We start from the raw sequence: 17,702 nt of genomic DNA, 5'->3' as shown, positions 1-17,702 counted from the left end.
GTGCGGGTCGTGATTCGGCGTCGGCTCCTACAGGGCCAGAGGGAGCGGGGCGGGTACGCCGGAACCGGATGGCGGCGCGCGATGCCGTGCTCGGGGCGCGCAGTGGCGCGCCGCCAGCCGACCCATTTCCCCGGGGGCTCCAGGGGGTGATCCAGGACCTCAGAGGATGGCCACCGGTGCCACGGGGGTCCCCGTGCCGCCCACGAAGGGTTCCGGCATCGCTGTCAGGAGGAAGGCGTAGCGATTCTCTTGTCCACAGGCTGTGGACAACTCTTCGAGATTCCAGTTCTGGCCCTGCAGCATCCCCATCTCGACCAGGTCGAGCGCGTGCACGGGCAGCCACAGGTCCTCGATTTCGGGAGGAAAGATCTCAAAAGTGAGAGTGTCGTTCGCGACGGCCGCGACATCGCGCGCGTGGAACCACTCGGGCGTACGGATCGACAGCCCGGGCGACGGATACCCGTACGCGTGCTTGTCGCCGGCCAGGTAGACCTGGATCTGCCCGGTTCGTACGAGCACGATGTCCCCGGACCGCACCCGTGCGCCCGCCAACTCCTCCGCCGCGTCGAGGTCTTCGGGCGTCACGGCGTGCCCGCCGTCGAGGCGATCGACGCCCCGCGCGCGCGGGATGTCGAGCAGGACGCCCCGCGAGACGATGTGCCGGGGCTTGTCGATGCCGCTGAACTCGGCGCCGCCGTGCGGGGTGATCGTGCCGGCCGGACGGCCGTTGTAGAGCTTCCCGGAGTGTGAGACATGGGTGAGCGCGTCCCAGTGGGTCGCCGCCTGGAGCCCCAGGGTCACGGTGTCGTCGCTGCACGCGACCGTTCCCGGACCGAAGATCTCCTGGTTGATCTGCACCATGACATGCAGCGGATTGACCCGCCCGGGGATCATCCCGGTCTGCACCCCGTCCTGCTGGAGCGGGAGCGCGAGCGGAACACGCCGCCCCGTGCGGACGCAGGCGACGCCCTCCCGCACCACCTCGTCGGTGATCAGGTTCAGGGTCCCGATCTCGTCGTCGGCGCCCCAACGCCCCCAGTTGTTCACGCGCTTGGCGATGTCGTGGAACTCGACCGGAAGTGACATGAGTCCTCCGCGGGGCTTGTCTCCGGGTATCTGACGGGTCGTAGAATCCGAGGAGACCGAATCTAACGGACCGTCAGAAACTGCGGGAAGGGGCCGGACATGGGGAACTTCTTGGCAGGAAAGGTCGTCGCCGTGACGGGGGCGGGCCGCGGGATCGGCCGCGCCGTCGCGCTCGCCGCGGCCGCCGAGGGCGCACGGGTCGTCGTCAACGACTACGGGGTGTCCATCGAGGGCGCCGAGCCGACGAGTTCGATCGCCGACGCCGTGGTCAAGGAGATCGAGGCGGCGGGCGGGGAAGCGGTCGCGGTGGCCGACGACATCTCCACGATGGCCGGCGGCGGGCGGGTCGTCGACGCGGCGCTGACCTCGTACGGACGTATCGACGGAGTGGTGTGCGTGGCCGGCATCCTGCGTGAACGGATGCTCTTCAACATGTCCGAGGAGGAGTGGGACCCCGTCGTCGCCACCCATCTGAAGGGCACGTTCACGGTCTTCCGTGCGGCCTCGGCGGTCATGCGCAAACAGGGCGCGGGCACGCTGATCGGCTTCACCAGCGGCAACCACCAGGGCTCGGTCGCGCAGGCCAACTACAGCGCGGCGAAGGGCGGGATCATCTCGCTGGTGCGCAGCGCGGCACTGGGCCTGCACAAGTACGGGGTGACGGCGAACGCGGTGGCACCGGTCGCCCGTACCCGCATGTCGGCCAATGTCCCCATGGAGCTGAAGGAGATCGGCGAACCGGAGGACGTGGCCGCGCTGGTGGTCTACCTCCTCTCCGACCGTGCCCGCGAGGAACGCATCACCGGGCAGGTCTACACGATCGCCGGCCCGAAGATCGCGGTGTGGGCACAGCCGCGGGAGCTGCGCGCCGGGTACGCGGAGGGCGGCCCCTGGACTCCCGAGCGGATCGCGGACTTCCTGCCGGGGACCGTGGGCGTGGACCCCATGCCCCTGCTGGAACAGGTGGAGGCGATGGCGCGGGCGGCGGCGCGCAAGGCGCGGCCGAACGCGTGAAGTGCCGTTGTTCTGTTGGGGCCGTGGGCGAGGGGGACACATGGAGTTCGGATTCGACGCCGAGGACGAGGCCTTCCGGCGCACGGCACGGGACTGGCTGACCGCGCACCCGGTCGGTGAGCCGGTCGTCCGCCAGGACTGGGAACGGGAACTGGGTCGGGGCGGCTGGATCGGCCTCGGCTGGGCGGAGGACGGCTACGGCAACCGGCGGGCGAGCCTGACCCAACAGGTCGTCTGGGCCGAGGAGTACGCCCGTTCCAATGCCCCGGCCCGCTCGGGCCACATCGGCGAGAAGCTCCTCGCCCCCACCCTCATCGCCCACGGGACCCCGGAGCAGAAGGCCCGCTTCCTGCCCCTGGTCGCCCGCGGCGAGGAACTCTGGTGTCAGGGATACAGCGAGCCCGGCGCGGGCTCGGACCTGGCGGGGATCCGTACGGCGGCGGTACGGGACGGTGACACCTACCGCGTCAGCGGCCAGAAGATCTGGACCTCGCTCGCCCACGAGGCGGACTGGTGCTTCGTCCTCGCCCGTACGCAGCCGGGGTCGACCCGCCACCACGGCCTGTCCTTCCTTCTCGTCCCGATGGACCAGCCCGGTCGCGTCGAGGTCCGCCCGATCCGCCAGCTCACCGGCACGAGCGAGTTCAACGAGGTCTTCTTCGACGGGGCGGTGGCCCGCGCCGAGCACGTGGTTGGCGGTGCGGGCAACGGCTGGCAGGTCGCCATGAGCCTCCTCGGTTTCGAACGAGGGGTCTCGACCCTGGCCCAGCAGATCGGGTTCGCGCAGGAGCTGGGCCGGGTGATCGAGACGGCCGTCGCCACGGGCGCTGCGGCCGACCCGGTCGTCCGCGACCACCTCGTACGCCAGTGGGCGGAGCTGCGCACGATGCGCTGGAACGCCCTGCGGACACTGGGCGGTTCGGGCGACGCGGGCGCGCCCAGCGTCGCCAAGCTGCTGTGGGGCCGCTGGCACCAGCGGCTCGGTGAACTGGCGGTACGGGTACGGGGTGCGGAAGCCGCGACCGGCCCCGCCGACTGGTCGGCCGTGGCCCCGTACGAACTCGACTCCTTTCAACACCTGTTCCTGTTCAGCCGGGCCGACACCATCTACGGCGGCTCGGACGAGATCCAGCGCACGATCATCGCCGAGCGCGTGCTCGGTCTGCCGAGGGAACCCAAGGGCTGAGGGAGGCGCGATGCGAGGCGTGATCTTCGACGGCAAGCGGACCCAGGTCGTGGACGACCTGGAGATACGGGATGCGGGGCCCGGCGAGGTGCAGGTCGCGATCTCCGCGGCCGGGCTGTGCCACAGCGACCTGTCGGTCGTGGACGGGACGATCCCCTTTCCCGTCCCCGTGGTCCTGGGACACGAGGGCGCGGGGGTCGTCGAGGCGGTGGGCGCGGGCGTCGACCATGTCCGCCCCGGCGACCATGTCGCGCTCTCCACGCTCGCCAACTGCGGGGCGTGCGCGGAGTGCGACCGGGGGCGGCCGACGATGTGCCGCAAGGCGATCGGGATGCCGCGGCAGCCGTTCGCGCGGGGCGGGCGGCCGCTGTACCAGTTCGCGTCCAACTCCGCGTTCGCGGAACGGACGGTGGTGAAGGCCGTCCAGGTCGTCCGCATCCCCAAGGACATCCCCCTCCCGTCCGCCGCGTTGATCGGATGCGGCGTCCTGACGGGAGTGGGCGCGGTCCTGAACCGCGCGAGGGTGGACCGGGGGGACACCGTCCTCGTCATCGGCACCGGCGGAATCGGGCTCAACGTTCTCCAGGGCGCGCGGATCGCGGGCGCCCTGAAGATCGTCGCGGTCGACGCCAACCCGGCGAAGGAGGCCGTGGCCCGGCGCTTCGGCGCGACGCACTTCCTGACGTCGACGGAGGCCGTGAAGGACATCCTTCCCACGGGGGCGGACCACGCCTTCGAGTGCGTCGGCCGTGTCGAACTCATCCGCCAGGCCATCGACCTGCTGGACCGCCACGGCCAGGCGGTCCTGCTCGGCGTACCCCCGGCCACGGCCGAGGCGTCCTTCCTCGTCTCCTCCATGTACCTCGACAAGTCCATCCTGGGTTGCCGATACGGCTCCTCCCGTCCCCAGCGTGACATCGCCCTGTACGCCGACCTCTATCGAGAAGGCCGCCTCCTCCTGGACGAACTGGTCACCCAGACCTACCCGGTGGAGGACTTCGACAAGGCGGCGCAGGATGCGGAGGGGGGGAGGGTGGCGCGGGCGGTGCTGACGTTCTAGGGGGTCGGTTCATTCGTCCGCGGGTGGGTGGGGGCTGGTCGCGCCCCGCGGCGGAGCCGCTGATGTACACAGCCCCGCGCCCCTTAAGAGCGCTGGCGCGCACCGAGGTCCTCGACTCTGGAGGCCCCGGAGGTCTGGAAAGTGCGCCGATACGCGGTGGGGGTGACCCCGAGCACCGCCTGTAGGTGCTGCCGCATCGACTGGGCCGTGCCGAAGCCGGCGTCCCGCGCGACCTGGTCGATGGACAGGTCGCTGGTCTCCAGCAGGTGCCGGGCCCGTTCGATGCGCTGCTGGGTCAGCCAATGCCCGGGGCTGACCCCGACCTCCTCGCGGAAGCGGCGCGTGAACGTGCGTACGGACATGGCTTCCTGTTCGGCCATGTCGCGCAGCTGGATCGGCTCGTGGAGGCGGGCCAGCGCCCAGGCGCGGGCGGCGGTCGTGGTCGCCGCCTGCGGCTCCGGCACCGGCCGCTGGATGTACTGCGCCTGCCCGCCGTCGCGGTGCGGGGGTACGACGGTGCGGCGGGCCACGTCGTTGGCGACGGCGGTGCCGTGGTCACGGCGTACGAGGTGGAGGCACAGGTCGATTCCCGCGGCGACGCCGGCGGAGGTGAGGACGTCGCCGTCGTCGACGAAGAGCACTTCGGCGTCGACCTTGATCTTCGGGAAGAGCCGCTGGAAGTGCTCGGCGTGCATCCAGTGGGTGGTGGCCGGGCGGTCGTCGAGGTAGCCCGCGGCGGCGAGGACGTAGCTGCCGGTGCAGATGGAGACGAGACGGGTGCCGGGACGGATGTGGGTGAGGGCGGCGGTCAGTTCGGGGGTGAGGATGCCTTCCTCGTGGACGGGGCCGAGTTCGTAGGAGGCGGGGATGACGACGGTGTCGGCGGTGGCGAGGGCCTCGGGGCCGTTCGCGACGAGGACGGCGAAGTCGGCGTCCGTCTCGACGGGGCCCGGCGGCCGGACCGAGCAGGTGACGATCTCGTACAGCGGCCGCCCGTCGGCGTCGCGTGCCTTGCCGAAGATGCGCTGCGGGATGCCGAGCTCGAAGGGCAGCAGCCCGTCGAGGGCGAGGACCACGACGCGGTGGCGAGGCGTACCGTGAGAGGCCATGGCTCGATCCTAGCGAATGCTGTCCTTCGGGCCACTCGTTGGCGAGAGTGGCAGGCCCGAAGCTCTATGTCGTGACCCAGACAACCGATGCCGCCTCCCCGGGGGGCGCCGCAGCCGCGGAGGACCCCCGCCCCACCGAGCCGACCGACTCCACCGACTCGATCGAGCCGACCGACTCCACCGAGCCGACCGACTCCACCGTGCCGACCCGCGCGTCCACCACCCGCGTCCGCATCCACCGCGCCTGGTTCGTCGCCGCCGTCACCTTCGTGACGATCATCGGTGCGGCGGCCTTCCGTTCGCTGCCGGGTCTGCTGATCGACCCACTGCACCAGGAATTCCACTGGTCGCGCGGCACGATCGGCGCGGCGGTGTCCATCAACCTCGCGCTGTACGGGCTGACGGCGCCGTTCGCGGCGGCACTGATGGACCGCTTCGGCATCCGGCGGGTGGTGGCGGTCGCCCTGATGGTGATCGCGCTCGGTTCCGGTCTGACCGTGTGGATGACGGCGGCCTGGCAGCTGCTGCTCTGCTGGGGCCTCTTGGTCGGTCTGGGGTCCGGTTCCATGGCGCTGGCCTTCGCGGCGACGGTCACCAACCGCTGGTTCACGGCGCGCAAGGGCCTGGTCACGGGCATCCTGACGGCGGCCTCGGCGTCCGGCCAGCTGATCTTCCTGCCGCTCCTGTCCTGGATCGTCACGAAGCACGACTGGCGCCCGGCCGCGGTGACGGTGGCCCTCGCGGCGCTCGCGGTCGTCCCCTTCGTATGGCTGCTGCTGCGGGACCACCCGGCGGACGTGGGCGTGAAGCCGTACGGGTCGGCGGAGTTCGTACCGAAGCCCGCGCCCGTGCGGGGCGCCGCCCGGCGCGCGGTGACGGTCCTGCTCTCCGCCGTCCGCACCGGCCCGTTCTGGCTGCTGGCCGGCACCTTCGCGATCTGCGGTGCCTCGACGAACGGCCTGGTCCAGACGCACTTCGTGCCCGCGGCCCACGACCACGGGATGCCCATCACGGCGGCGGCCTCGCTGCTCGCGGTCATCGGGGTCTTCGACGTGGTCGGAACGGTCGCCTCCGGCTGGTTCACCGACCGCTTCGAACCGCGCCGGCTGCTCGCCGTCTACTACGCGCTGCGCGGCATCTCTCTCCTCTTCCTCCCCATGCTCCTCGCCCCCTCCGTCCATCCCCCGATGATCTTCTTCATCGTCTTCTACGGCCTCGACTGGGTCGCCACCGTCCCGCCCACCCTGGCCCTGTGCCGCGAGCAGTACGGCGAGGACAGCGCCATCGTCTTCGGCTGGGTCCTCGCCTCCCACCAGGTCGGCGCCGCCCTCGTCGCCTTCCTCGGCGGCGTGGCGCGGGACGCGTTCGGCTCGTACGACGTGGTCTGGTACGCCTCGGGCGCGCTGTGCGCGGCGGCGGCCCTGATGGCACTGGTGATCCGACGACGCCCCGCGACGGGCACCCCCGCGGTACCGGCGATCGCCTGACGACTCCAGCACTCCGACCGGGCGGCCTGCCACCGAACTCCGAACTAGAGGAACCGGCCCTTGTGGAACAGCAGCGGCGCGACGGCGTCACCGTCGCTCGCGCCGAGCGCGTCCACCCGTCCCACCACGATCAGGTGGTCCCCGCCGGTGTGCACCGCGTGGATCGTGCAGTCGACCCAGGCCGCGGCCCCCGCGAGACGCGGCGAACCGGAAATGGGCGCCGCGTCATACACGACCCCGGCGAACTTGTCCGCCCCGCTCACCGCGAACCCGCGGCACAACGCGCCCTGGTGCGCCCCCAGCACGTTCACGCAGAACACGCCCGCGCGGGCGATCCGCGGCCAGGTCGCCGACGTACGCCCCACCATGAAGCAGACCAGGGGCGGATCGAGCGAGAGCGACGCGAACGACTGACAGGCGAACCCGGCCGGTCCCCCGCCACCCGTCTCGTCCTCGACGCCCGGCGCGGTGATGACGGTGACACCCGTCGCGAAGTTCCCCAACACCCGCCGAAACGCCGCCTGATCGACCGGTGCCCGCTCATCGTCCCCCACCGCGCGCAGCTCAGGCCGCGGCAGCGCCTCAACACGCCCCGCGACGGTGGAAGCCCCGGCCGACCTGAGATAACGGACGGCGGCGGCCGCCATTCCTGCGTGTCCCATCACACCACCCATTGAAGCTGACGGAGTGTCAGATAGGAAGGGATGGGACTGACTCAGCGGCCTCGGTAGTGGGGGGTTCGGCGTTCCGTGAAGGCGGCTACGCCCTCCGTCGCGTCCGTCGTGGTCATGTTGATCTCCTGCGCGGCGGCTTCGGCGGCGAAGGCGGTGGTGCGGTCGGTGTCGAGGGAGGCGTTGACCAGCTGTTTGGTGAGGGCGAGGGCGCGGGTCGGGCCGGTGGCCAGGCGCTCGGCCCAGTCGCGGGCGGTCTTCTCCAGATCGTCCGGTGGTACGACCCTGTTGACGAGCCCCAGCCGCGCCGCGTCCGCCGCCGTCAGCGCGTCGCCGAAGAACATCAGTTCCTTGGCGCGCTGGGGGCCGATGAGCCGGGGCAGCAGATACGCGCCGCCGCCGTCGGGGACCAGGCCGCGGCGTACGAACACCTCGATGAACTTGGCGGAATCGGCGGCGAGTACGAGGTCGCAGGCGAGGGCGAGGTGGGCGCCGAGGCCGGCCGCGGTGCCGTTGACCGCCGCGATCACGGGCTTCTCGCAGTCGAGGACCGCACCGATCAGACGCTGGGCGCCGAGCCGGATCGTGCGGGCCACGTCACCGGCCACCCGCTCCCCGGCCGGCGGCCTCCCCGTCGACGATCCCCCGCGCAGGTCCGCGCCCGCGCAGAAACCACGGCCGGTCGCCGTGATCACGACGGCCCGTACGTCCGGGTCGGAGGAGGCGTGGGAGAGGTGCTGGATGAGGCGTTCGCGCTGGTCAGGGGTGATGGCGTTGAGCGCTTCGGGGCGGTTGAGGGTGATCCACGAGACGTGATTGTCAGTGGCGTGCAGTACCAATGAGTCGACGGGATCAGCAGATTCGGCAGATATCTCGGCAGATTTCTCGGGGGAGGATGTCATGGGGGTGCTCCGGTTCTTACGGGGGGTGGTGCGGCGGGGGCTGCCGCGGGGGCTGGGGCGTGGAGGCTCAGCGGCAGACGACCAGCGCGTCCAGCGCCACCGCTCCCTGGCCCCTGGGCAGCACCATCAGCGGGTTGATGTCGAGCTCGGCGATGTCGTCCCCGAGTTCCAGCGCCATCCGCTGTACGCGCATGACGACCTCGATCAGCGCGTCCACATCCACCGGCGGCCCCCCGCGCACGCCCTCCAGAAGAGCCCGCCCGCGCAGCTCGCCGAGCATGCCCCGCGCCTGGTCCTCGCCGAACGGCGGCACGCGGACGGCCGCGTCCCGCAGCACCTCGACGAGCACGCCACCAAGACCGACGGTCACGGTGGGCCCGAAGAGCTGGTCGTGCGTGACGCCCACGACCATTTCCACACCCCGCTCGACCATCTGGCACACCAGCACCCCGTCGAGCGAGATCCCCTCGTAGCGCGCGATGTCGGTGAGCTCGCGGTAGGCGTCCCTGACCTGGCTGGCGGAGGTCAGTCCGATCTTCACCAGACCCAGTTCGGTCTTGTGGGCGATCTGGGCGCCGGACGCCTTCATGACCACCGGGTAGCCGACGAGACTCGCCGCGCGCACGGCCGCCGCCGCGCTGGTCACCAACTGTTCGCGCGGCACCCGGATCCCATAGGCGCGCAGCAGCTGCTTCGCCGCGTGCTCGCTCAGCTGCTGCCCCGGCCGCATCAGCGCCTGCGTCTTGCGGAAGGACGGCGAGGGGGTGCGGGGAGCCTCGTCGAAGGGGGAGCGGTAGGAGGCGACGAACCGGTGGTGGTCCAGGTAGGCGCGCACGGCCGTGATGCAGTTGGCGAAGGTCCGGAAGGTGGCGACCTTCGACGAGCCGAGCAGCGTCTCGCGGTAGGCGGCCTCGGTGCCGACCGGCGAGCCCCACACCACGCACACCAGCTTGTCCGTCTGTTCCGCCGCGTCCACCAGGTCCTGCGCGAGCTTGTCGCTCATGGGAGGAAAGGGCCCGGTGATCGGACAGATCAGTACGCCGACCTCCGGGTCGGCGAGGATCGCGTCGATGATCTTCCGCCCGCGCCAGTCGCCGACCGGGTGCCCGCCGTTGTCGACGGGATTGGTCACGCTCAGGTACTCGGGTATCCACTGGTGCAGCTCGGCCTGCTTGGGAGCGGAGAGATGCGGCAGGGGCAGCCCCGCCGCCGTCGCCAGGTCGGCGAAGTGCGCCCCCGTGCCGCCCGAGATCGAATAGACGACGACACCCTCGGCCCGCGGGGCGCGGGCGCGGGCCAGCAGAGCGGCGGTGTCCTGGAGTTCGTCGAGCCCGTCGACACGGATCACGCCGTACTGCCGCATCGCCGCGTCCACCACCGTGTCGGCGCCGGTCAGCTTGCCGGTGTGTGAGGCGGCGGTGCGGGCGCCGGTCTCGGTGCGGCCGACCTTGACGGCGACGACGGGCACTCCGCGGCGGGCGGCGCGGTCGGCGGCGAGCAGAAAGGAGCGTCCGTCCTTCAGCCCCTCGACGTAGCAGGCGATCGCGCCGATCTCCGGCTGCTCGGAGAAGTAGGAGATGAAGTCGGCGGTCTCGAGGTCGGCCTCGTTGCCGGTGGGCGCCCAGTGGGAGAGCCGTACGCCCAGCTCCTGCATAGCGAACACCGGTCGGCCCTGGTGTCCGGACTGGGTGATGAGGGCGATCGCGGGACCGTCGAGATCGTCGCGGAACTTCTCGAAGGCGTTGAGGTTGGTGTTGGGCCCGAGGAGCCGGAGGCCGGCGCGGCGGACGGCGGCGGCGAGGTGGGCCTGCGCGGCGGCGCCCTCGGCCCCGGTCTCGGCGAACCCGGAGGCGAAGGCGACGGCGAATTTCACCTTGGCCTCGGCCAGTTCCCCGATCACGGGGAGCGGGTCGCCGACGAGGAGCACGGCCAGATCGACCTGCTCGGGCAGGTCGGCGAGGGAAGGGGAGCAGGGGATGCCGAAGACGAACTGACGGGTGGGGTGCACGGGGTGCAGCCGGGCGCCGACCCGCTCGGCCCAGGCGATCAGCTGCCGGGTGATGCCGGTGTTCGGCCGGCCCTCGGCGTCCGAGGCGCCGACGACGGCCACGGACCCGGGACGGAAGAAGCGGTCCAGATCGGGTACGTCGGCGTACAGCGGACGGCCGCTGACGTCCAGGTCGTCGACGTCGGCCGGGCGGCCGTGCACGACGGGTGAGGGCTGCTCGCCGCAGGCGATGACGCGGGCCCGGCGGGAGTCGGTGGTGAGGGTGCCGTGGGTTGATCCAAGCATCGGTCCGCCCGCTCCTGTGTGACAGCCAATTAACTGACGCTCTGTCAGATTACTTAACTGACGCCGCGTCAGGAACCGTCGTGCAAGCAAAAGGCTGGGCGACGGACGGTTCTCGGGCCCGGTTGCCGCGCGGCCGGTCGTGCGGAACGTCGTGCGGGACGTTGCGTGCAACGTTGTGCGGGGCGTCGTGGGGACGTTGTGCGGCGGGGACCTGGTTCGTACCCGCCGCGCGAGGGGTCGGAACCCGTCGGGGTGTCGCGCAACCATCAACTCCCGCTGATTGTCCATGACTTGGTTCTGTCGGCTCGCGCCGGTCAAGCCACCGCTTCTGTCCTTTTCCTCACTTTTCTTCGCACTCTTGGGGATGTCATGAGACCTGTCTCCCTCGGCCGCGCGCTGCGGCTCGGAGCCTGTACGACGCTCGCGGCCGGACTCGTCACCGTGGGGCTCACCGCCGCCCCCGCGCTGGCCGAGACCGAGTCCGACCAGTTGTGGATCGACGCACCCTCCGAGCAGACCCTGCCGCTCGGCACGGACGGCGGCGCGCCGCAGAGCCGGACGCTCGACGTGGGGATCTACCACGACAACGGCCACTTCACGGTGACCGACGGCAAGGTGACCGTCGACGCCTCCGGGCTGGCCGGGGTCGGCGAGGTGACCTGGCCGGACAACTGCGCGCCGAGCGGTACGACCGCGGTGTGCAGCGTGCCGGACGTGTCCGTGATCGGGTCCCACTACAGCCGGCAGATCCACCTCGGGATCCGCGCGGCCGACGGTGCGCAGGCCGGGGCGCAGGGCAGGATCACCTACGGGGCGACGGCCACCGGCGGCCCCGACGGCACGCTCACCGCGCCCGAGGACAGTTTCGAGACCGACTTCACGGTCGCCTCGGGCCCCGACCTCTCCCTCGCCCCCGTGGCCGACGTCGAGCACGCGCAGCCGGGTGGCACCGAGACGATCCCCTTCGCGCTGACCAACAAGGGCAACGAGAGCGCGCACGGCGTCACGGTGAAGATGGCGGCGTCGTACGGGCTGGAATTCCTGAACAAGTACGACGCCTGCACCTACACGCGGTCGGGCGGTGACGAGTACGCGCCGATGGCGGCCGCGACCTGCACGTTCGACCAGGTGCTGGCCCCCGGCGACTCCTTCGAGCTGCCCGCGCCGCTGCGGCTGGCGATCGCGCGGCACGCCCTGAACGACCGGCTGGACATCAGTGTCGACCCGGCCGACGGTGCGACCGACCTCGCGAGCCGCGACAACTACGCGGCTCTGCAAGTCGGCACGGACAACACCGCCGACTTCTCGGTGACCGGCGCCGCGGTCACCGGTACGGCGGGCCAGACGGTGACCGCCCCGCTCACCTTCAAGAACAACGGCCCGGCCTGGTTCGCGAACCTCGGCTCCGGCGACCCGGCCGCCAAGGTCAGGCTGATCGTCCCGACCGGGACGACGGTCACCGGCGTCCCCGCGGACTGCGTCCCGCACACCCTCACGGGCGGGTACTACGAGAAGCGGACGGGCGCCCCGCGCTACGACTGCGCTCTGCCGTACTGGGTGTCCGAGAACACCGAGCGCACGTACGCCTTCCAGCTGCGGATCGACGCGGCGGTGCCCGGCACGACCGGTGAGGTCGGCATCCACCCAGAGTTCGGCGACTTCGCCTTCGACCCGGACACCACGAACAACGCGGCTGCTCTCGCCGTCAACTGACGAGGACTCAGTGCGCGGCGCGGGTGTCTCCCGTGTCGCGCGCCCCCGTCTGCGCCCCCGCTTTCGGCGCCGCCTTTTCCTTCGCCTTGGCAGCTGCCCTCTCCGCCTTCTGCGCGGTCCTCGCGACCGCCTTCGCGATCTTCTCCGCGTCGAGGGCGAGTTCGCGGAACATGCCGCTGATGGGGTTGGTGAAGCCGGTGAAGTAGAGGCCGGGTGCATTCTTCGGGGTGCGGGCGCCGTGCACGACCGGACGGCCACGCCCGTCGAGGACGTCGAGGTGGCCGACGATGCCCTCCAGGGCGCGTACGTACCCCGTCGCGGCGATCACGACGTCCGGGTCGATCCGCTTCCCGTCGGCGAGGACGACCTTGTCCTCCTCGAAGCCCTCCACCGCGGCCACGACCTCGACCCGTCCCTTGCGGACGGCGTTGATGAGGCCGACGTCCTGGACGGGGATGGAGCCCTCGTTGACGCGGGAGTAGAGGCCGGTGTCGGGGCGGGGCAGCCCCTGCGCCGCCAGGTCCGGCACGCTGGCCTTGGCCATCGGCCCGGCGAGTGCGTCGACGAGGCGCACCGGCAGCCGTCGTACGAGGATCCCGGTGAACTGGGCGGCCCAGCCGGCCGTGGAGCGGCGCACGATGTGCGGCGCGGTGCGCACGGCGAGCCGTACCCGGGAGGCGCCGCCCTCGACCAGGTCCACGGCGATCTCGGCGCCCGTGTTGCCGACGCCGACGACGAGGACGTCACGGCCGGCGTAGGGGGCGGGGTTGCGGTAGTCGCCGGCGTGCAGGAGTTCGCCGGTGTACGTGTCGCGGCCGGGCCAGTCGGGCAGGCGCGGGGTGTGGTTGTGGCCGGTGGCGACGACCACGGCGCTGCCGGTCAGTTCGCGGCCGCCGGTGGCGTGCAACAGCCAGCCGTCGCCGCCCGGGGCGGGCTCGACGCGTGAGACCTCGACGCCCGTGACGATCTCCAGCTGGTGGTGCTCGGCGTACTTCTCCAGGTAGCGCACCACGTTGTCGCGCGAGACCCACCGCCCGAAGGAGCGCGGCATCGGGAGGCCGGGCAGGCCGGACAGCCGCCGGGTCGTGTGCAGGTGCAGTCGGTCGTAGTGGCGCCGCCAGGACGCTCCGACCTGGTCGGACTTCTCCAGTACGACGGCCCGTGCGCCCTGGGCGCGCAGCGCGTACGCCGTCGCGAGTCCCCCGGGGCCGCCGCCGATGACGTACACGGGGCGGTCTTCGTGGGACGGCACCGGGCGGGGGGTCGAGGAAGCAGTCGAGTCGGCCATGTGCGCGAGCGTAATCACGTCGTCACTTGATAGGTCTCGGTCAAGCCCGGAATCGGTTGCGAACTGATCACGACTGTAGGAGGAGTGGGTGGGGCTGGTGGCGTAGGTCACTCGGTTGTGTTCGAAGAGGGGGGACGAGTGAAGGGGAGGGTGGCGTACGCCTCTTGCGCGGGCGTCCTCCGTGCGCTGAACTGACGTACCGTCAGAAACCGAAGGGGGCGTGGACTGCCATGGACACGATCTGGCTCGGCGGAGCGGAGTGGCTGGCCGTGCTGCGGATCGGGCTCGGGCTGTGGTGGCTGGAGAGTTGGCGGCACAAGGACAAGAAGGGCTGGTTCGAGCGGGGGACCGGGATCGCGTGGGCGGCGGACGTCGCGGGCAAGCACCGGTGGAACGCGGTGCGCTCCGGCTTCGACACCGTGGTCGCGCCCCGGCCGCGGACGATGGCGTACGTCGTCGTGTACGCGGAGTTGGCCCTAGGGCTGGGACTGGTGGCCGGGTTCCTGACGCCGATCGCGCTGGTCGGCGGACTGCTCCTCAACGTCCTGTACTTCACCCTCATGATCCACGACTGGGCCGAGCAGGGGCAGAACGCGATGATGGCGCTGATCTCGGTCGTCGCCTTCTTCGGGATGGGATGGCAGACGTGGTCACTGGACAGCGCGATCGGGCTGTTCTCGTGAGGCGCGGGTCGATCAGGGTCGGGGTGTGCTCGTGAGCGGGGAGCGTCCGTCAGGCGAAGTGCGTGCGGCGGACAGGGCGCGTGCGTCGGGCGGGGCGCGATTCGATCTGCCCGAAGTCGATGCCTTCACCCGGCCGTACTGGGACGCGGCGGCGGAGGGCCGGCTGCTGATCCGCCACTGCGCGGGCTGCGACCGGGCCCACCACTACCCCCGGGAGTTCTGCCCGCACTGCTGGAGCGAGGACGTGCGCTGGCTGCCCGCGAGCGGACACGCCACGCTCTACACCTGGTCCGTCGTGCACCGCAACGACCTCCCGCCGTTCGGCGAGCGGGTGCCGTACGTCGCCGCGGTCGTCGACCTCGCGGAGGGGCCGCGGATGATGACCGAGGTGGTGGAGTGCGAGGGCGACGCGCTGCGGATCGGGATGGGGCTGGAGGTCACGTTCAGGGCGGGGGTGCCCGTGTTCCGGCCGCGGTCCGGCGCTGTCCCGCCTCCTTCCTCCGCCGTCCCATCCCCCTCCTCCGTGTCGAAAACCACTTCCTGAACCCCTCCGGGCCCCGTGAATAATGGCCGGATGCCCGACGTTCACGAGAAGTCCCTCGCCCACCCCTTCCCCGTGCTCGACGGCCACGGTCTGCGGCTGCGCCCCTGGGACCCGGAGTCCGAGGCCGATGTCGCGACCTGGCTGCGCGGGCTGTCCGACCCGGAGTTCCAGCGCTGGAACACCCCGGTCAAGATCGTCCGGGACCTGGACAGCGCCCGTGACTCGCTCCGCTCGCGCGCCGAGGCCGTCGCCGACGGCACCGCTGTCGCCTTCTGCATCACGGACGCGGCCACCGGTACGACCCTCGGTCACATAGGCGTCAACGACATCAACCACGTCATACGCGTCGGCATCGTCGGCTACTGGGTCCTTCCGGAGGCCCGCGGCCGGCAGGTCGCCACCCGTGCCCTCGCCCTGGCCGCCCGCTACGCCTTCGGCGCCGTCCGTCTGCACCGCGTCGAACTGGGCCACGCCCTCGGCCACGACGTGTCCTGCCGGATCGCCGAGCGGTGCGGGTTCCCGTACGAGGGGACCCTGCGGGAGGCGATGTTCGAGGCGGGTCGGCACGACGCGTTCCGGGACGTCCACCTGCACGCACGGATAGCGACGGACCCGGAGCCGACGCTGCCGGACAGGCCCTAGCGCCGGGCGCCCGGAAAATCGGAGTGCCGGGCAGGGGATGAGCGGGATCATGGCCGCCATGACTCGTGACGCGCGTGACTGGGTGTTCACCCACGATCTGGACGAATTCCTCACGAGCGCGGGGGACTTCATGCGCTCGCGGCCCGCGGCGCACACCGTGGCGCTGTCCGTGACCGACGCGCTGCGCAGACGAGGGCCGGACGTGTTCGGGGAGGAGGCACCGTTCTTCGGCCGACTCGCAGACGCGGATGGTCATGTCGACGGGGTCGGTGGGGTGTCGGCCGTGCTGTTCCACACACCGCCGTACCAGCTCAACCTCACCGGCCTCCCGGCGGAAGACGTCGACGCGCTGGCCGCGCGGCTCGCGGACGAGGGGTACTCGTTCCCGGGCGTCGGCGGTCCGGTGGGCACGGCCGCCGAGTTCGCCGCGGCCTGGGAGCGCCACGCCGGCGACCGGGCCCAACTCAGAAGAAGCGAACGGCTGTACCGGCTCGGTACGCTCACGCCGCCGACGCCCGTTCCGCCGGGCCGCGCCCGGGTGGCCGGCGAGGGCGACCACGCGCTCGTCGCGCGCTGGTACTCCGAGTTCGCCGAGATCTTCGAGCGGAACGAGCGGCAGGACCCGGACCGCTGGGCCGAGAGCCGACTCGCGTACGGCGGTGTCACGCTCTGGGAGACGCCGGACGGTACGCCGGTGGCCATGGCCGGAGCGACCCCCCTGATCGCCGGGCAGATCCGGGTCGCCCCCGTCTACACCCCGGCACCCCTGCGCGGACGCGGCTACGCGGGGGCCGCCACCGCCGAGGTCAGCAGGGCCGCGCTGGCCACCGGAGCGGACGAGGTACTCCTCTTCACCGACCTCGCCAATCCGACCAGCAACGGCCTCTACCAGCGCATCGGTTACCGCCCCGTCGCCGACTTCGCCGTCTACGACTTCGTGAAGTAGTGACCCTTTTCGAGGTCCTCGACGAGGCCGGGCCGCTCGGGGTGCCATCCCAGCCGCTTCCGCGTGAGGGCGCTCGACGCCGGGACGTCCATCGCGAAGAAGTGTCCGAGCCAGCCGAAGTGGTCGGCCGCCTCCTCGCGAGGGACGGCGGCCACCGGCAGCTTCAGGTACCGGCCGACGGCCTCGGCGATGTCGCGGACCGGTACGCCCTCGTCGCCGACCGCGTGCAGCCGCGTGCCGCCGGGCGCCTCCTCCAGGGCCAGCCGGTACAGGTGCGCGGCGTCGAGCCGGTGCCCGGCGGCCCAGCGGTTGGAGCCGTCGCCGGGGTAGGCGGAGACGCCCTTCGCGCGGGCGACGGAGATGATGTGCGGGACGAAACCGTGGTCCCCCTCGCCGTGCACCGACGGCGGCAGCCGCACCACCGAGGCCCGCACCCCGCGCTCGGCGAACGACAGCGCCGCCGCCTCCCCGGGGATCCGGGCCGCCGCGGGCGAGGAGAGATCCTGCTCGTCGTCCTCGGTCGCGACACGGCCCGGCACGAGCGTGAGACCGGCGGTCCCGGAGGTCACGACGAAGGGCCTGTCGGAGCCCACGAGCGTCTCACCGAGCGTCCGGATGGCACGGATCTCCGCCCGGGCGGCGGCAGCGAAGTCCGAGGATCCGTGCTGGAACGCCGTGTGGATCACGCCGTCCGCCGCGTCCGCGCCCGCCCGCAGACCGTCGAGGTCGTCGAGGGCACCGCGGTGCACCTCTGCCCCCGCGGCCGTCAGCGACGCGGCGGCCCGGTCCGAGCGGGCGAGGCCGAGAACCCGGTGTCCCGCATCCAGCAGTTCGCGTACGACGGCGCTGCCGACGAATCCGGTGGCTCCGGTGACGAACACACGCATGGTGCACTCCAAAAGGGGTGATGAGGTCCGGCCCGGCGGTTCTCCGCCTGTCGGTTCTCCTCCGGTGGTTCCGGATCCACCGTGCGGCCACGTGGGGTTTCGCGTCCAAGGCCTGTTTCGCAACAACACATGCGTTTCAGGCATCACAGCAGGTCAAGGGCTAAGGCTTGCGGTCAGCCGGTGGTCGCGGG

General features: G+C 71.5%; 16 protein-coding genes. 9 read left to right on the top strand and 7 right to left on the bottom strand.

Annotated elements, in window-relative coordinates:
* Window positions 1-159 precede the first annotated feature (159 nt).
* Window positions 160-1,086 (bottom strand): cyclase family protein, encoded by a 927-nt coding sequence (locus OG798_RS25115; protein ID WP_095854040.1) that lies wholly within the window; start codon window positions 1,084-1,086, stop codon window positions 160-162.
* 99 nt (window positions 1,087-1,185) lie between these two features.
* Here OG798_RS25115 and OG798_RS25110 point away from each other — a divergent pair, with 99 nt between their 5' ends.
* From OG798_RS25110 to OG798_RS25100, 3 genes are read left to right on the top strand one after another with little or no spacing between them, the layout of a single operon-like run.
* A complete protein-coding gene (locus tag OG798_RS25110; RefSeq protein WP_095854041.1) occupies window positions 1,186-2,100 on the top strand; it encodes an SDR family oxidoreductase in 915 nt (304 codons plus the stop codon).
* Between the two features lie 40 nt (window positions 2,101-2,140).
* Window positions 2,141-3,286 (top strand): acyl-CoA dehydrogenase family protein, encoded by a 1,146-nt coding sequence (locus OG798_RS25105; RefSeq protein WP_328757715.1) that lies wholly within the window; start codon window positions 2,141-2,143, stop codon window positions 3,284-3,286.
* A gap of 10 nt (window positions 3,287-3,296) precedes the next feature.
* Entirely contained in the window at window positions 3,297-4,346 is a 1,050-nt protein-coding gene (locus tag OG798_RS25100) for a Zn-dependent alcohol dehydrogenase (RefSeq protein ID WP_267062168.1), read from the top strand.
* Window positions 4,347-4,429: 83 nt separating this feature from the next.
* Here OG798_RS25100 and OG798_RS25095 read toward each other — a convergent pair whose 3' ends face one another.
* Entirely contained in the window at window positions 4,430-5,455 is a 1,026-nt protein-coding gene (locus tag OG798_RS25095; protein ID WP_267062167.1) for a GlxA family transcriptional regulator, read from the bottom strand.
* 200 nt (window positions 5,456-5,655) lie between these two features.
* Between OG798_RS25095 and OG798_RS25090 the strand changes: the two genes are divergently transcribed.
* Window positions 5,656-6,942, top strand: coding sequence for an MFS transporter (locus tag OG798_RS25090; RefSeq protein WP_267063854.1), 1,287 nt, complete (start codon window positions 5,656-5,658; stop codon window positions 6,940-6,942).
* Window positions 6,943-6,986: 44 nt separating this feature from the next.
* Here the strand turns inward: OG798_RS25090 and OG798_RS25085 are convergent, their stop codons facing one another.
* From OG798_RS25085 to OG798_RS25075, 3 genes are all read right to left on the bottom strand, one after another.
* Window positions 6,987-7,604 (bottom strand): flavin reductase family protein, encoded by a 618-nt coding sequence (locus OG798_RS25085; protein WP_328757714.1) that lies wholly within the window; start codon window positions 7,602-7,604, stop codon window positions 6,987-6,989.
* Window positions 7,605-7,657: 53 nt separating this feature from the next.
* Window positions 7,658-8,515 carry an enoyl-CoA hydratase/isomerase family protein gene (locus OG798_RS25080; protein WP_328757713.1) on the bottom strand — a complete coding sequence of 286 codons (858 nt, stop codon included), beginning with the start codon at window positions 8,513-8,515 and terminating at the stop codon, window positions 7,658-7,660.
* 67 nt (window positions 8,516-8,582) lie between these two features.
* Complete coding sequence (locus OG798_RS25075) at window positions 8,583-10,808, bottom strand: acetate--CoA ligase family protein (RefSeq protein ID WP_267062164.1); 2,226 nt, start codon at window positions 10,806-10,808, stop codon at window positions 8,583-8,585.
* Window positions 10,809-11,177: 369 nt separating this feature from the next.
* Between OG798_RS25075 and OG798_RS25070 the strand changes: the two genes are divergently transcribed.
* A complete protein-coding gene (locus tag OG798_RS25070; protein ID WP_267062163.1) occupies window positions 11,178-12,521 on the top strand; it encodes a hypothetical protein in 1,344 nt (447 codons plus the stop codon).
* Window positions 12,522-12,528: 7 nt separating this feature from the next.
* Here the strand turns inward: OG798_RS25070 and OG798_RS25065 are convergent, their stop codons facing one another.
* Window positions 12,529-13,809: a flavin-containing monooxygenase gene (locus tag OG798_RS25065; RefSeq protein ID WP_267062162.1), complete on the bottom strand. Its 1,281-nt coding sequence runs from the start codon at window positions 13,807-13,809 to the stop codon at window positions 12,529-12,531.
* Between the two features lie 230 nt (window positions 13,810-14,039).
* Here OG798_RS25065 and OG798_RS25060 point away from each other — a divergent pair, with 230 nt between their 5' ends.
* Genes OG798_RS25060 through OG798_RS25045 form a run of 4 tightly spaced genes read left to right on the top strand, consistent with a single transcriptional unit; the run spans window position 14,040 to window position 16,624 of the window.
* Window positions 14,040-14,492 carry a DoxX family protein gene (locus OG798_RS25060; RefSeq protein ID WP_095854049.1) on the top strand — a complete coding sequence of 151 codons (453 nt, stop codon included), beginning with the start codon at window positions 14,040-14,042 and terminating at the stop codon, window positions 14,490-14,492.
* Window positions 14,493-14,550: 58 nt separating this feature from the next.
* Window positions 14,551-15,036 (top strand): Zn-ribbon domain-containing OB-fold protein, encoded by a 486-nt coding sequence (locus OG798_RS25055; RefSeq protein WP_121415793.1) that lies wholly within the window; start codon window positions 14,551-14,553, stop codon window positions 15,034-15,036.
* Window positions 15,037-15,066: 30 nt separating this feature from the next.
* On the top strand, window positions 15,067-15,678 hold the full coding sequence (locus OG798_RS25050; RefSeq protein WP_267062161.1) for a GNAT family N-acetyltransferase: 612 nt from the start codon (window positions 15,067-15,069) through the stop codon (window positions 15,676-15,678).
* Between the two features lie 58 nt (window positions 15,679-15,736).
* Window positions 15,737-16,624, top strand: coding sequence for a GNAT family N-acetyltransferase (locus OG798_RS25045; protein ID WP_328757712.1), 888 nt, complete (start codon window positions 15,737-15,739; stop codon window positions 16,622-16,624).
* On the opposite strand, the gene OG798_RS25040 is transcribed toward OG798_RS25045, so the two are convergent.
* Window positions 16,606-17,511: an SDR family oxidoreductase gene (locus OG798_RS25040; protein WP_121415795.1), complete on the bottom strand. Its 906-nt coding sequence runs from the start codon at window positions 17,509-17,511 to the stop codon at window positions 16,606-16,608. The genes OG798_RS25045 and OG798_RS25040 overlap by 19 nt on opposite strands.
* Between the last annotated feature and the right edge of the window lie 191 nt (window positions 17,512-17,702).

It is taken from the genome of Streptomyces sp. NBC_00271, assembly GCF_036178845.1.
Taxonomy (GTDB): domain Bacteria; phylum Actinomycetota; class Actinomycetes; order Streptomycetales; family Streptomycetaceae; genus Streptomyces.
This window is presented reverse-complemented; position numbering and strand designations above follow the sequence as displayed.